Origin of the sequence: Vibrio aphrogenes (assembly GCF_002157735.2) — a bacterium.
GTDB lineage: Bacteria > Pseudomonadota > Gammaproteobacteria > Enterobacterales > Vibrionaceae > Vibrio > Vibrio aphrogenes.
The window spans coordinates 2078166-2093787 of sequence record NZ_AP018689.1; the positions used below are offsets into that span (position 1 = coordinate 2078166).

A 15622-nucleotide genomic window follows, 5' to 3' on the forward strand; every position below is an offset into this window, starting at 1 on the left:
TCGTTGTCTGATGGATGCTATCACCAGACAGAGGCTTGGAGCAGATATGCAAATTCTTACTAACCACCTTGGCTACTCATGCTTTAGCAGCAAAAATGCCGTTGTACTTGCCTCAACATTAGATCAAACCATCACCGCGCAATTAATTAATGTTGATAGCTTACAAGTGGCGGCCGAGTTTAATGCCACCGCCATCGGTCGGGTCGATAATTGGCATCATGGTGAGTATTTTCAAATCGATTTTTCTTCGTTTACTCAAGCAGGCCAGTACTTTTTGGCGATCGCAGGTCACCACTCTCACCCATTCATGATCCAAGAAAACTTGCTGCTGCAACGCACCTTTTCCGATGTCTTGCATTATTTTAAATCCCAACGCTGTGGCGGTATTTTTGATAAGCAAGATCAAAAAGTACCGCTACTCAATAGTGAACAACACCTTGATGTACACGGTGGTTGGTATGATGCTTCAGGTGATGTCAGTAAATATCTAAGCCATCTTTCATATGCAAACTACCTTAATCCTCAGCAAATTCCAATGGTTGTTTGGAATATGCTAAAAGGCCTATCACTGACTGACAATCACAGTGATTTTGCACGTTTTTCTCAGGTTCGTTTAACCGAAGAAGCATTATTTGGCGCTGACTTTTTAGTGCGCATGCAAAGTGAGCAAGGCTACTTTTATATGACGGTGTTTGATAAGTGGAGTAAAGATATCAAACAACGTGAAATCTGTGCTTATGAGACTCAACAAGGTCATAAAGGCGACGATTATCAAGCCGGATTCCGCCAAGGTGGAGGGGTTGCAATTGCCGCCCTCGCGGCAGCGGCACGTTTACCTCAATGTGGCGAGTACACGCAAAGCCACTACCTCAATGCCGCCATCAAAGGCTACTGGCACTTAATGGAACACAACAGCGAATACCTCAATGATGGTACGGCCAATATTATTGATGAATATTGCGCCCTCTTAGCCGCCACTGAGTTATATCGCAGTACACAACAAGACCTCTTTTTAACGCAAGCTCGGAACTGGGCGAGCGCCTTAATCACAAGACAACACAGTGATGAGCAATGGCAACACTTTTGGTCTGCCAATGCTGATGGCTCACGCCCCTATTTTCACGCCGCCGAAGCGGGGTTGCCAGTGATAGCGCTCTTGGAATATTTAGCCATCGAAGCCGATACAACTCATCAACAACCTGTACTGTCGGTAGTTGAAAACGCCTTACGATTTGAACTGGCGATCACACACCAAGTCCAAAACCCATTTGGCTACCCTCGTCAATATGTTAAATCGGTAACGGGTAACAAACGTAGCGCCTTTTTTATTGCCCATCACAACGAGTCTGGCTACTGGTGGCAAGGTGAAAATGCTCGCTTGGGCTCATTAGCCAGCATGGCCTATTTGGCTCAACCTTATTTGCAAGATGAAGAGTTAAAAGCCGCACTCAAAACCTATGGTCAGTCTGCACTTGATTGGATCTTAGGATTGAACCCTTACGATATGTGTATGCTTGATGGCCATGGTCACAATAACCCTGACTACTTGCCAGACCTTGGGTTCTTCAATGCCAAAGGAGGGGTGTGCAATGGTATCACTGCTGGCTTTGAAGATGAGAGCGACATTGCTTTTAACCCTCCCGCACAAAAAGATGACATGCTCCAAAACTGGCGCTGGGGCGAACAATGGATCCCACATGGCGCTTGGTATTTATTGGCAATTCTCAGCCAACACTATGCCGAGCTCACCACGAAAGGAGAGCAATAATGTCTTATCTTTTCGTAGGCATTGATGGCGGCGGTACCTCTTGTCGAGCGCGCGTTCGCGATCAATCCGGTCACTTAATCGGTGAAGGTAAAAGCGGCAGTGCCAATATTTTACTTGGTATTGAGGTAGCTATGGCCTCGATTCTACAAGCCATTGAACAAGCGCTTGAAGCCACGCCTTTCACCCAAGATGATTATTCTCGCTTACATGTTGGGCTGGCTTTAGCGGCAGCAGAGCAAAAACAAGCGTGGTTACAATTTATGAGCCAACCTCACCCATTTGCCAGCATGGTACTCAATACCGATGCTTATGGCGCTTGTCTTGGAGCTCATCACGGTCAAGATGGTGCCATTATGATTGCTGGAACCGGTTCTTGTGGCTTGTTATTAAAGCAAGGTCAACAACATGTAGTTGGCGGACGTGAATTTCCGATTTCCGATCTCGGTGGCGGTGCCATCATGGGGCTGCGTTTAATTCAACACACTTTACTTGCGGTCGATGGTATCAAACCCTCAAGCGCGATTACCGATATGGTTTTGCAGCATTTTGAACATGATCTTGATGCGATTGTGGCTTGGTCGAAAACCGCTCGTCCGTGCGATTATGGCCAGTTTTCACCGAGTATCTTTGCTTGCGCCGCTCAAGGCGATGCCGTTGCAGAAGAGCTGCTGCGACACAGCGCCCAAGATCTCGACCTCTATCTTAATGCTTTAATTCACAAGGGCGCTGACAAAATCGTCTTAATGGGCGGTATCGGTGAACGTATCCACCCTTGGCTTTCAGCAGAGGTTTTACCTTATTTAGTCGCCCCTCAATTTGATGCAATCGAAGGGGCGCTAATGATGGCCAATCAGCCACAACATAATTTGTATCCATTGAACCAATAACCATCTTAAAGCAATAACAATAATGACAACTCAACAGGCTTAAAAAGGTAGACACATGGATTATCGTATTGACCTTGCCGTTCTTGAAGAACAGGAAAATTACACTCGTTTTGGCTTAACTTTGCATAATTTAAGCGATGTGGATTTACAACATTGGCAACTTAATGTGAGCTTTCGCCGTTATATTCAGCCAGATAGCCTAACACAAGGCCGCATTGAACAAGTGGGCGGATTATGCACGTTTATCCCACAAGCGCCACACACACTGGCTGCAAACGCCCATTATTACGTTGAGTTTGGTTGTCAGACGGCCCCTTTCCAATTATTAAATGATGGGTTTGATGATGCGATTATTCACACTGTCATTCAAAATAAACGCCATAACATCAAGGTTGCCGTGACCCCGATTGCCTTGAAATCGGCCAACAAACAAAAAACCTACACCCCCAATACTCCCACTAATTATCAAGGGATTATTCCTCGACCTGTCAGCCTTCAATTAACGGCAGGAAAGTTTGATTTAGCCCAAAATATTATTTTTCAATCTCATTCAAACCAAAGCAAAGCAGCATTAACTTGGTTGGCGAGTGAGCTCAGCACGTTACTGGATAATACGATAAAAATGAGCAGCCAAGGCAACGTTTGCTTTGTCGTCAGCCCTAACTTATCCGATGACGCGTATAAACTTGAAATTCAACCACAACAAATTATTCTTGAAGCCAACTCCACCAGCGGCTTTATGTCGGCGTCCGTCACCTTATGGCAATGGATCTGTCGTCAAGTTCACCACGGCGAAAGCTCGCTACCTTGTGTCATTATTGAAGATAAACCACGCTTTAAGCACCGTGGCATGATGCTAGATTGTGCTCGTCACTTTCATTCGATAGAGACCATTAAGCGCCTCATTAATCAATTGGCCCAACTCAAATTCAATGTCTTCCATTGGCACTTAACCGATGACGAAGGTTGGCGTATTGAAATTAAAGCCTTACCACAATTAACTGAGATTGGCGCTTGGCGTGGATTTGAAACCCCTATTGAACCGCAATATTCTCACTTAGCTGAGCAATACGGCGGCTTTTATACCCAAGCACAGATCCGAGACATCGTCCAATACGCCGCAGAGCGTAACATAACCGTGATCCCTGAAATCGATATTCCTGGTCATTGTCGCGCGGCCATCAAATCTTTGCCGGAATTATTAGTCGATCCCGAAGACCGCTCCCAATATCGCAGTATTCAGTACTATACCGATAATGTGTTATCGCCAGCGTTAACCGGTACTTACACCTTTATCGATACCGTTTTAGAAGAAGTCGCGCAATTATTCCCAGCGCCTTATGTTCATATTGGGGCTGATGAAGTCCCACATGGTGTATGGAGCAATAGCCCGAAATGCCAAGCGTTAATGGCACAACATGGTTACACCGATCCTAAAGAACTCCAAGGACACTTACTTCGTCACGCCGAACAAAAGCTCGCCTCGCTTGGCAAACGCATGATTGGCTGGGAAGAAGTTCAGCATGGAAATAAAGTCAGCAAAGACACCATCGTTTGCTCATGGCTTAGTGAAAAAGCAGGATTGGAAGGAGCTGAAAAAGGCTTCGATATTATCTTACAACCCGCGCAATACACTTATTTAGATATCGTACAAGACCATAACAGTGAAGAGCTGGGCGTCAATTGGGCAGGAGTCACGCCATTAGAAAAAGCCTATTCCTATGAACCGTTATCAGAACTTGCGCCAGACGATCCTCGCCGTCAACACATCTTTGGTGTTCAGTGCGGCTTATGGTGCGAAGTCATCGATCAGCAAAATCGTATCGACCACATGCTTTATCCACGTTTATTAGCAATGGCTGAAGCGTGTTGGACGGATAGAAAACAACGAGATTGGGCTGATTTTTTAGCCCGCCTCAATGGGCATTTACCCACTTTAATTCACCAAGGCATTCAATTTCGCCCTTGGTATCAAGCAGATTAGCAATTTACCCACCGAGCGGTGTGAATATCGCAATGTCGGTGTTTAATTTAAGAAAGGAATACAATATGAAATACGGCTTTTTCGATAATGACAACCGTGAGTACGTCATCACTCGTCCAGACGTACCTGCGCCATGGACTAACTATTTAGGCACGGAAAAGTTTTGTACCGTGATTTCTCACAATGCTGGTGGTTACTCATTTTATAACTCCCCTGAGTATAATCGTGTCACCAAATTCCGCCCTAATGCCTCTTTCGACCGTCCTGGACATTATGTGTATTTACGTGATGATGAAACGGGCGATTATTGGTCTATCTCATGGCAACCTGTTGCTAAAAGCCTAGATCAAGCGACGTATGAAGTCCGTCATGGCTTGTCATATTCTAAATTTAAATGTGACTATAACGGCATTACAGCGACTAAAACCTTATTCGTTCCCAAAGATGAAGACGCTGAAATTTGGGATGTGGTGATTAAAAATACCGGTGACAAACCGCGTACCATTAGTGCTTTCTCATTTGTTGAATTTTCATTTAGCCATATTCAATCGGATAACCAAAACCATCAGATGTCACTGTATTCTGCAGGAACGGCTTATCGCACTGGGGTGATCGAATACGATCTTTACTACAACACCAATGATTTCGAAGGCTTTTACTACTTAGCTTCAACCTTTGATCCAGATTCCTATGACGGTCAGCGTGACAGCTTTTTAGGCTTATACCGTGATGAAGCTAACCCTATTGCTGTAGAAAAAGGCCAATGCTCAAATTCCGCGCAAACCTGTTATAACCATTGTGGCTCTTTGCATAAACAATTTATCATCCAACCGGGTGAAGAAATTCGCTTTGCTTACCTGCTCGGTATCGGTAAAGGCAATGGCGACAAGCTACGTGCCAAATACCAAGATCTTAGCAATATCGATGCTGCGTTTGCGGGTATAAAGGCTCACTGGGATGAGCGTTGTAACAAGTTCCAAGTCAAATCGCCTAATGAAGGTTTGGATACCATGATCAACGCATGGACACTCTACCAAGCAGAAACCTGTGTAGTATGGTCACGCTTTGCTTCTTTCATTGAGGTAGGTGGCCGTACTGGTCTTGGCTATCGTGACACAGCTCAAGATGCGATTTCGGTTCCGCATGCCAACCCAACAATGACGCGCAAACGCTTAGTCGATCTCCTACGCGGCCAAGTGAAAGCAGGTTACGGTCTGCACTTGTTTGATCCAGATTGGTTCGATCCAGAAAAAGCCGATGTCAAACCTTCAAAATCGCCAACCGTGGTTCCTACCCCAAGCGATGAAGATAAGATCCACGGCATTGAAGATACCTGTTCTGACGATCATTTATGGTTGGTTCCCACCATTTGTAAATACGTTATGGAAACCGGTGAGCAAAGCTTCTTTGATGAAGTGATCCCGTATGCCGATGGTGGTAATGCTACCGTCTACGAACACATGAAAGCGGCCTTAGATTTCTCGGCAGAATATGTGGGTAACACCGGTATTTGTAAAGGTTTACGTGCCGACTGGAATGACTGCTTAAACTTAGGTGGCGGCGAATCATCTATGGTGTCCTTCCTCCATTATTGGGCACTGCAAGAGTTTATCGAATTAGCCAAATACTTAGGTAACACCGACGATGTCGACAAATACAGCACCATGGCTGAAGGGGTACGTCATGCTTGCGAAACCCACTTATGGGATGACGAAGGCGGTTGGTATATTCGTGGCCTAACCAAAAATGGCGACAAAATCGGTACCGCTAAGCAAACCGAAGGAAAGATTCACTTAGAATCGAATACGCTGGCCGTTCTGTCTGGCGCGGTATCTCAAGAGCGTGGCGAACGTGCCATGGATTCTGTCGATGAACATTTATATTCACCTTACGGCCTACACTTGAATGCTCCATCTTTTGCTACCCCAAATGATGACATTGGTTTTGTTACTCGTGTGTATCAAGGCGTGAAAGAAAATGGCGCGATCTTCTCGCATCCCAACCCTTGGGCGTGGGTTGCCGAAGCCAAACTTGGCCGTGGTGATAAAGCGATGAAATTCTACGACGCCTTAAACCCTTACAACCAAAATGACATGATCGAAACGCGCATTGCAGAACCTTATTCTTATGTGCAATTCATCATGGGTCGCGATCACCAAGATCATGGTCGTGCTAACCATCCATGGTTAACCGGTACTTCCGGATGGGCTTACTTTGCGGTTACAAACTTCATTCTTGGCGTGCGTACTGGATTTGAAGGCCTAACCGTCGATCCTTGTATTCCTACCGCTTGGCCTGGTTTTGAAGTGACCCGTCAATGGCGTGGTGCGACATATAAGATTACGGTACAAAACCCGAATCAAGTTAGCAAAGGGGTGGCATCAATGACCTTAAATGGTCAAGCAATTGAAGGTGCTATTCCGGTACAAGCGGCTGGTAGCATCAACGAAGTTGTGGTGATTTTAGGTTAGTTAGTCTCGGGTCTCGGGTCTCGGGTCTCGGGTCTCGGGTCTCGGGTCTCGGGTCTCGGGTCTCGGGTCTCGGGTCTCGGAGAAAGCTTAAAAAACTTTGAGTTTCCAAGCAATAATTTCGAGCCACGAGTAACGAGCATTCGTTCTTTTTCGGCTCTTTTAAAAGGATGTCATTATGATCAAATTTGGAACCGGTGGCTGGCGCGCCTTTATTGGCGAAGAGTTTACCCAAGCCAATGTGCGTTTAGTCGCGCAAGCGCTTGCCAACATCATCAATCATGAAAATGCCGCCGAAAATGGCTTTGTGATTGGTTATGACCGTCGCTTTTTATCGGATAAAGCCGCCAAGTGGTTTGCTGAAGTATTAGCGGCCAATGGCGTAAAAGTCAGCTTTATTAATCGCTTTGTTCCCACCCCTATTGTGATGTTCAAAGCCAAAGCCATGAACTGCCATTATTCCGCTTGTATTACCGCCTCACACAACCCTGCCGATTACAACGGCATCAAAGTGTTTATTCAAGGTGGTCGTGATGCCGACGAAGTGATCACACAAAAAATAGAAGCGCAAATCGCAGTTTTAAACCCCGCCGATGTGCAAGTAATGGAGTTTGATGATGCCTTAGAAAATGGCAGTATCGAAATCATTAACCCAATGAACGAGTTCGTGGATTCGATCATTAATGCCATTGATATGGAATCGATCAAAAAAGCCAACTTACGCGTCTTGATTGACCCGATGTTTGGGGTCGCCAAAAATGCCTTACAAACGGTGTTGATCAATGGTCGTTGTGATGTCGATGTCATTAATGACGGTGAAAATCCATCATTTGGTGGCTTAATGCCATCACCAAGCGCTGCCACCTTATATCGATTAAAACACTTAGTCGCGGCCGAAGGTTACGACATTGGCATTGGGACAGATGGCGATGCCGACCGCTTAGGGATCATCGATGAAAAAGGTAACTTCATTCACCCCAATGAAGTCCTGATCTTGTTGTATTATTACCTACTTGAATACAAAGGTTGGAAAGGCTCGGTGGTACGTAATATTGCCACCACTCACCTATTAGATAAAATTGCCGCCGATCATGGAGAGAAAAGCTTTGAGGTTCCAGTAGGCTTTAAACACATTAGTAGCCAAATGGAAGCCGACGACTCTTTAATTGGCGGGGAAAGTTCGGGTGGATTAACCATTCGTGGCCACATCAAAGGCAAAGATGGTGTGTTTGCTTCCAGCTTATTGGTTGAGATGATCAGCGTGACAGGCAAGAAATTGTCAGAAATGCTCGATGAAATCTACAGCAAATATGGCTACGCCTACACAGCCGAGGGCGATTGCACCTTTAAAGCCTCACAAAAACAAGCGCTGTACAACAAAATCTACGTTGAAAAACAGCTGCCTGAATTTGAATATGAGGTAGAAAGAGTCAGCTATGACGATGGTGCGAAAGTCTACTTCAAAAATGGCGGCTGGGTAATTGCTCGCTTCTCAGGCACCGAACCGCTGTTGCGCATTTTCTCGGAAATGGCCGACCAACCAACAGCAGAAAGTGTTGTTGCACAAATGAAGATGTTTTTAGCGTTATAGAAGATAAGTTGCTAGGTTCGAGTGCCTAGCTTCTAGCTTTGGAAGAGATCGTGGTGAGAGCTGCGGTCTTTTTTATTAATCTCATGACTCGCAGCCTCTATACCCAAGTGACTTCAAGATGCAGAATTCAGAGCTATCATCCAAACCTTTAGGCAAGGAAGATTGGCGAAGGAATGTAGCCACCTTTCAAACCAATCTGACGCGGCATAAAGGTTTGAATGAAGCTCCCGAAGGGCAAGTTAAAGTTACTTGGGTATAAACATGTCATCTTGGAGATGAAAAGTTCTCCACCACCAAAAGCGCCCCCCTCCTAGGAACTAGGGACTCGAACCTAGGAACCCATCTACTCATTAGAAAATCTAATCCATTACATTGATTTTCATCTTGCGAATAACATCACATTTCGATTGATGAAACGGTGCCTTAGCACTACCATCCCCAGCATAAACAAGGTCATTTATTTTGATCATTTCCCTTATCAATACTTAATCATTTTTTACTGGAGAAAATGCATGTCTGCGCCTATTAGTTTAATCAAACTAACCTTCTTGATTGCCGTCTTGGCAGCAGTGGGACAAATGACGCAAACCATGTATGTGCCGTCAATGGGCTACATGGCGCACGAATTTCACGTCTCAGCGGCATCCATGCAAGCTGTCATGGCTTGTTATTTGATCCCTTATGGCTTATCTCAATTTATCTATGGGCCATTATCAGATCGCTTAGGTCGTCGTCCCATTATTTTAACAGGCTTAATCATTTATGTGGTTGGCTCGTTAGCGGCGCTATTTGCTCACAACTTCACTTTATTCCTTGCGGCAAGTTTCATTCAAGGTATGGGGATCGGCTGTGGTGGTGCGATGTCACGTACCTTAAGCCGTGACTGTTTTTCAGGCAGTGATTTACATAAGGTCAATAGCTTAATCAGCATGTGCTTAATGTTCTCACCTTTAATTGCACCATTATTGGGGGGCTATTTAACTGAAGCATTTAACTGGCGTAGTAGCTACTTATTTTTAGCTTTATTTGGTATTGGCGTAACCATCATCATGTTTACCCATATGACCGAAACCTTACCTAAAGAGTCACGCAGTTACGATTCTGTCGCCACCAGCTACCGTTACGTTTTAGGTAATCAGCAATTCCAAGGCTACTTACTTTGCTTAGTAGCAACCTTTGCTGGGGTGGCTTTATTTGAAGCGGCGGCTGGGGTGTTACTGGGCGGAAAATTAAAACTTGCCGCAACAACGGTCAGTTTATTATTCATTGTCCCAATCCCGGGCTATTTATTAGGTTCGGCGATGTCGACTTGGATCGCTTCACGCCACTCAGAAAAACGCGCCTTAAACTTTGGTTTAGTGGCCATTGCGTTAGGCTCACTAGTGATCTTTATCCCTGGGGTGTTTGGTTATACCAATGCGTTAAGCTTGATTGGTGGAGCGACCATTTACTTTTTAGGCGCTGGGGTGTTATTTCCTGCTGCGACCACAGGTGCGATCTCACCTTTCCCGCATCATGCCGGGACTGCGGGTGCTTTATTAGGTGGGATTCAAAACTTTGGTGCGGGTTTAGCCACCTTGATTGCCGCTATGATGCCAGCTCATAACCAAATGCCATTAGGTGCTCTGATGTTAGCGATGTCTTTATTGGCGGTATTAGGTTTATATCGAGTCAATAAGAAGCCAATGTCACCAGATGTGTTAGGCACCGCGCACTAGCCTGTTATTAGTTAACCCGCTATTAGTTAACCTGTTATCAGTTAACCCATTAGCAGTGCACTAAAACCCGATAAACTAAGCTAGGCGTCATAAGCGTGAAATCCCCCCCAATCGTTGACTACCAACATTGGGGGGGATTTCATTACGCTCGCACTTAAACCAATCACACTCATTAGCAGATCATCTAATAAGTGTGATTGTGATTACCGACAAGCCTAAAAATCAAATAGTGATTTAAACCATTGCTTAGGATTATTTTTACATTGATCCTTTAATTCACCTTTACTATCCCATTGTGGTAATTCAATCTGCCCACCACATGCTGCTTGATAACCACCAGTTGGGGTCGCTTCAAAGTGTGTAGTGACGATTTGTGTTGGCCACGGTAGTGTTAAGCGTTCAGGAGCACGTTGCGCCAAATAACTTGCATAGGTTTGTAACGAGCCACTAGCACCTGTTAGCTTGGTCGGCTTGTTATCATCACGCCCAGTCCAAATAGTCACAACCTCACGCCCATCGACACCAACAAACCAACTGTCACGACTCTTGTTACTGGTACCAGTTTTGGCCGCTAAAGTTGCCCAACCGTATTTCCCTTGCAAAGAACGACTGGTGCCTTCTGTGACCACTTTTTTCATAATATACGTGGTGAGCCAAGCCGCTTGCTGTGGTACTTGTTGTGAGGCGCGTGGAATACTTTCATATAAGACATGCCCATCTACATCCATCACGGTTCGCAACGCGGTCAAAGGTGCTCTTTTACCTGAGTTCGTAATCGTTTGGAACATTTGTGAGACCTGATAAGGCGTCAATGAAAATGACCCAAGGAACATCGATGGCACCGGACGTACCTCTTGTTTATCGACTCCTAATTTATTCAAGGTTTCCATCACCGCCGGAATACCTAATTGCATCCCCAGATTAACCGTCGGCACATTGATGGATTTTGCCATTGCTTGATACAAAGGAACTTCACCACGGAACTGACGATTATAGTTTTGTGGTGACCACGTTTTTCCTTGCTGGTTGGTCAAGGTGATCGGTTTATCCTCAATGGTGGTTCCCAAATTGTATTTTTCTGGATTTTCCAAGGCGGTTAAATAAATAGCCGGTTTGACCAAAGAACCAATTTGCCGACTGGCATTCAACGCACGATTAAAACCATCAAAACCACTATGACGACCGCCAATCATGGCACGAATTTCTCCGGTCTGACGATCTACCGCTACCACGGCGGTTTCTAATCCTTTACCGGAACGTTGCTCTAATCTTGGAATGGTCTTTTTCACGGCTTGTTCAAGGTACGCTTGAGACACAGGATCAAGGGTCGTAAATAAGCGTAACCCCGTATCGGCTTTAAATTTATCGCCTACCTTTTCTTTTAGCTCGCGCTGCAATTGCTCAAAATAAGCCGGTTGACGTTTACCTAAATGGGGGTTTTTCTGCAAATCAAGTGGACGATTGGCTGCCTCATCAAAATGAGAGGCGTTTAAGATATTTTGCTGCATCATCAACTCAAGCACGAGATCACGACGCTCTTTCGCACGCTGTGGATGACGAATTGGATTGTAATAAGATGGCCCTTTCACCATTCCGACTAACATCGCTAACTGATCAATGCGCAACTCTTGGATCGGCTGACCAAAATAATACCTCGCAGCCAAGGCGAAACCATGTATCGCTTCTCCACCATTTTGCCCAAGATACACTTCATTTAAATAAGCCTCTAAGATACGTTCTTTACTAAAACGATAATCCAAAATGATGGCGATATAAGCTTCTTTAAACTTACGCCATAAGGTTTTCTCACTGGTTAAAAATAAGTTTTTCGCTAATTGCTGAGTTAAGGTACTGCCCCCTTGAACAGCGCGGCCTGCTTTTAAATTGGCTACAAAGGCACGAGCAATCGCCACGGGAGATACCCCACCATGCTCATAAAAATGACGATCTTCCGTGGCTAAAAGTGCTTCTACCATTTCAGGAGGGAATTGATCCAATTTCAAAAATAAACGCGTTTCTTGTTTTTGCGCTTCCAACATCCCTAGCATTTTCGGCTCAATACGTAAGAACCCCAAATCGGCCTTCGAATCCAAAGATTGGATGCGTTGTAATCCAGAATCATTGAAATACAACATCACATGACGGGCAGGTTCTGGCCCATTTTCAAAGGTGAACGGGCGACGATAGAGCTCAATTTTCGTCGCGGATGCCGAATATTCGCCTTCACGAATCGGATTCGCCACTTTGCGATAATTGAGCACATCAAGCTCTTGTCGAACTTGTGTGATGCTTTGATTACTGCCCGGTTCCAAATTCATGATGCGAGCATAGACTACCGTTGGCAGTTCGAATAATTGCCCAGCAAAACGCTCCGTGACCACACCATTTAAATAAAAGCCAGCAGCGATCATCAATGCTGCAAAAACTAAACCTAATTTCCAACCGATCCCCCATAAGGTTTTTAACCACGATTTATTCGAGGTTGCCTTTTTTTTCGTAGGCGTTTTACGGCCTCTTGCCGGGCCTGCTTTACGTCCAGAGTTAGCGGTCGCTTTACGACGCGTTGTCGCCGGTTTTTTCGGTGTGTTCAATGTCTTGCCTTTCCTATCTTGTGATTTAAAAAGAGAGGTCTCTTTATTCACATAATGAGTTACTTAGAAAAATGTCGTTTTGTTTTTGCTGTCGCAACATGATTAGCCGGATCATCGGGCCAAATATGCTTAGGGTAGCGTCCTTTCATTTCTTTCTGTACTTGTTTATAAGAGCCTTGCCAGAATCCGGCTAAATCTTGCGTCACTTGCAATGGCCGTTGCGCAGGTGACAGCAATTCAAGCACCAGTTTTTTTCTTCCTTGAGCAATAGAGGGCGAGTCTGATTCACCAAAAACCTCTTGCATTCGCACCGACAAAATCGGGTCTCCGCCTTGTTGATAACGTATGGCTTTTTTAGATCCCGTTGGCAACTCATAATGCGTGGGTAACCATTCATCAATCGACTGATTAAGAGGCCAACCTAAATAGGATGAAAGAATTTGATGCATATTTAGAGTTTTTAGTCTGGCAACACTCTCTATATCTACCATGTAGGGTTCAAGCCATTGTTCGAGATTTGCTAAAAGAATGTCATCATTACATTGAGGCCAATCGTACTCGGGTAACCATTCAATCGCATTTCGAATACGAATCAATAAATTACGGCTAGATTCATTCCAAGGTAACACCTCAAGGCCTTGACGCTGAATATAGTTTAACAGCGCTTTTTGCTTCATCCCCTTATCCAGTTTATCGATGGGTTGGCGAGATAAAATTAAAGCCCCAAACCTTTGCTGACGTTCTGCTACCACTTGCCCTTTTTGCTGATGCCACTCAATCTTATCTCGCTCTTCTAATTGCTGAGCAAAAATACGTTGAAATTCCTGACGATTCAGAGTTACTGCTCGAAAGATTTGACTGGTCATTGAATGAGTAGGCCGCATAAGATCTATCGCCACCAGCAAACACTCTGAAGTGAGCGCTAAACTGGCCAATGAATGATGTTCATGAATTTCTGCGCCATGGCCATTCGCCAACAAGAATTGCCCGTGGTGATTCGACCTTGCCATCGCGATCCGATCAGGAAAAGCCAAAGCAGCGCAACTTCCTAATAATTCAGCTCGCACTTGTGAGGGTTCAAATCGCTCCTGACATAATGCCGCCACTTGCTGACTACGACGATTGAGTCGCTTGCTCTTGCTATGCAAACCTTGTTGCCAACGATGCCAGTCATAGGCTAAGTCAGCGCTGTTTTTTTCTGGCTCTTCCAATAAAGCTAAAACCGCGCACGCCGTTTGAAAGTAACCGTTCCCCAAGGCTTGTGCACGCATCAGCATCGCCATATAACGAGGTTCACCACCCAGTCGCAGTAGAGGCTGACAGGCTGGTGTAAGTTGCCCCTGAAAATTCACTAACCCTAATTGAATTAATAAGTCTTGAGCTTGTTGCAAATGAGGTTTAGGCGGCGTATCTAACCACGCAAGCTCACTCACTTCATTCGCCCCCCATTGCAACAATTCCATCTGTAAGTGGCTTAAATCACTACGCAGAATTTCAGGTATCGCTTGCTGAGGTTGACGTTTTAAGCTCTCTTCACTGTATAAACGCACGCACACACCAGCTTGTACACGCCCAGCTCGGCCAGCACGCTGCTCTGCTGAAGATTGCGCAATCATGGTTTTCTCTAGGCGGGTGATCCCAGTTTTAGGATCAAATTTCGCCACCCGCTCTAAACCTGAATCCATCACCAGACGGATCCCTTCAATGGTTAAGCTCGTTTCAGCAATATTGGTGGCCAAGACAACCTTACGACGCCCTGCGGTGGCCGGCGCTATCGCTTTTTGTTGTGTCCCATAATCTAATTGTCCATACAAAGGGCAAATATCAATGCCTTGCGCCGATAAATCCAATTCAGATAATTGATTGGCAAGCTGTTGGATCTCCCTAACTCCAGGCAAAAATACCAACATCGATCCTGACTCTTTGGCAAGCCAGCTAGGGATCAATTGCCCCAAACGAGCAATGACATTTTGATTCGCCAATAAAGGCGCATAGTGATAATCAATGGGAAAGCCTCGACCTTGTGATTGCACATAAGCAGCATCCGGTAACAAGGTTTGCAGCGCCGCCTGATCTAAGGTGGCCGACATGACTAAAATTTTCAGATCGTCGCGCAAGGCTTGTTGCACTTCCAAACAAAACGCCAACGCCGTATCAGCATGCAGGCTGCGTTCATGAAATTCATCGAAAATCACTAACCCCACCCCATTGAGCTCAGGATCAGATTGGATCATGCGAGTCATGACCCCTTCGGTCACAATCTCCAAACGAGTGTGGTTGCTAACTTGAGATTCGCCACGTACTCGAAATCCGACCGTTTGCCCTACGCTTTCACCCAATTGGCGTGCTAAATAATGCGCAATATTACGAGCGGCTAAGCGACGAGGTTCCATCATAATGATCTTGCCGTTCACCTTAGCCTTGCGCAGTAATTGCAAAGGCAAATAGGTTGACTTCCCGGCCCCCGGAGCCGCTTTTAAGATCATTTGAGAATGCGTGTCTAAAGCACCAAAAAGCTCAGGTAAAACCGATTCAATGGGAAGTTGTGACAAGCGAAATTCCTTATGTCATGATGGGCGGCCGCTCATGTTACCGAAATAATATAGGACCATCAA

General features: G+C 45.3%; 8 protein-coding genes. 6 read left to right on the forward strand and 2 right to left on the reverse strand.

The genetic code is table 11. The features are described 5' to 3' along the window. Window positions 1-46 precede the first annotated feature (46 nt). The 6 genes from VCA1004_RS09470 (at window position 47) to emrD (ending at window position 10416) form a co-directional block, all read left to right on the forward strand. Window positions 47-1768: a glycoside hydrolase family 9 protein gene (locus VCA1004_RS09470; protein WP_086981538.1), complete on the forward strand. Its 1722-nt coding sequence runs from the start codon at window positions 47-49 to the stop codon at window positions 1766-1768. After that, window positions 1768-2655, forward strand: coding sequence for an N-acetylglucosamine kinase (locus VCA1004_RS09475; RefSeq protein ID WP_086981539.1), 888 nt, complete (start codon window positions 1768-1770; stop codon window positions 2653-2655). Before VCA1004_RS09470 ends, VCA1004_RS09475 begins: the two co-directional genes overlap by 1 nt. Window positions 2656-2710: 55 nt before the next feature. Next, window positions 2711-4639, forward strand: a complete 1929-nt coding sequence (locus tag VCA1004_RS09480) for a beta-N-acetylhexosaminidase (RefSeq protein ID WP_086981540.1) — start codon at window positions 2711-2713, stop codon at window positions 4637-4639. Window positions 4640-4704: 65 nt separating this feature from the next. Continuing rightward, window positions 4705-7110, forward strand: a complete 2406-nt coding sequence (locus VCA1004_RS09485; protein ID WP_086981541.1) for a GH36-type glycosyl hydrolase domain-containing protein — start codon at window positions 4705-4707, stop codon at window positions 7108-7110. Between the two features lie 175 nt (window positions 7111-7285). Beyond that, window positions 7286-8698: a phosphoglucomutase/phosphomannomutase family protein gene (locus VCA1004_RS09490; protein WP_086981542.1), complete on the forward strand. Its 1413-nt coding sequence runs from the start codon at window positions 7286-7288 to the stop codon at window positions 8696-8698. 512 nt (window positions 8699-9210) lie between these two features. Then, window positions 9211-10416 (forward strand): multidrug efflux MFS transporter EmrD, encoded by a 1206-nt coding sequence (gene emrD / locus VCA1004_RS09495; RefSeq protein ID WP_086981543.1) that lies wholly within the window; start codon window positions 9211-9213, stop codon window positions 10414-10416. A 215-nt stretch (window positions 10417-10631) separates the two neighbouring features. On the opposite strand, the gene mrcB is transcribed toward emrD, so the two are convergent. Next, window positions 10632-13007, reverse strand: coding sequence for a penicillin-binding protein 1B (gene mrcB / locus VCA1004_RS09500; RefSeq protein ID WP_086981544.1), 2376 nt, complete (start codon window positions 13005-13007; stop codon window positions 10632-10634). A 59-nt stretch (window positions 13008-13066) separates the two neighbouring features. Beyond that, the gene (gene hrpB, locus VCA1004_RS09505; RefSeq protein WP_086981545.1) at window positions 13067-15559 is read right to left on the reverse strand and encodes an ATP-dependent helicase HrpB; all 2493 of its coding nucleotides are present in this window, start codon (window positions 15557-15559) and stop codon (window positions 13067-13069) included. Window positions 15560-15622 lie beyond the last annotated feature (63 nt).

What these genes read in the sequence shown, in the direction of transcription:
- VCA1004_RS09475 (WP_086981539.1), top strand. Translation starts at nt 1,768, where the DNA reads ATGTCTTATCTTTTCGTAGGCATTGATGGCGGCGGTACCTCTTGTCGA.
- VCA1004_RS09480 (WP_086981540.1), top strand. Translation starts at nt 2,711, where the DNA reads ATGGATTATCGTATTGACCTTGCCGTTCTTGAAGAACAGGAAAATTAC.
- VCA1004_RS09470 (WP_086981538.1), top strand. Translation starts at nt 47, where the DNA reads ATGCAAATTCTTACTAACCACCTTGGCTACTCATGCTTTAGCAGCAAA.
- VCA1004_RS09490 (WP_086981542.1), top strand. Translation starts at nt 7,286, where the DNA reads ATGATCAAATTTGGAACCGGTGGCTGGCGCGCCTTTATTGGCGAAGAG.
- VCA1004_RS09485 (WP_086981541.1), top strand. Translation starts at nt 4,705, where the DNA reads ATGAAATACGGCTTTTTCGATAATGACAACCGTGAGTACGTCATCACT.
- emrD (WP_086981543.1), top strand. Translation starts at nt 9,211, where the DNA reads ATGTCTGCGCCTATTAGTTTAATCAAACTAACCTTCTTGATTGCCGTC.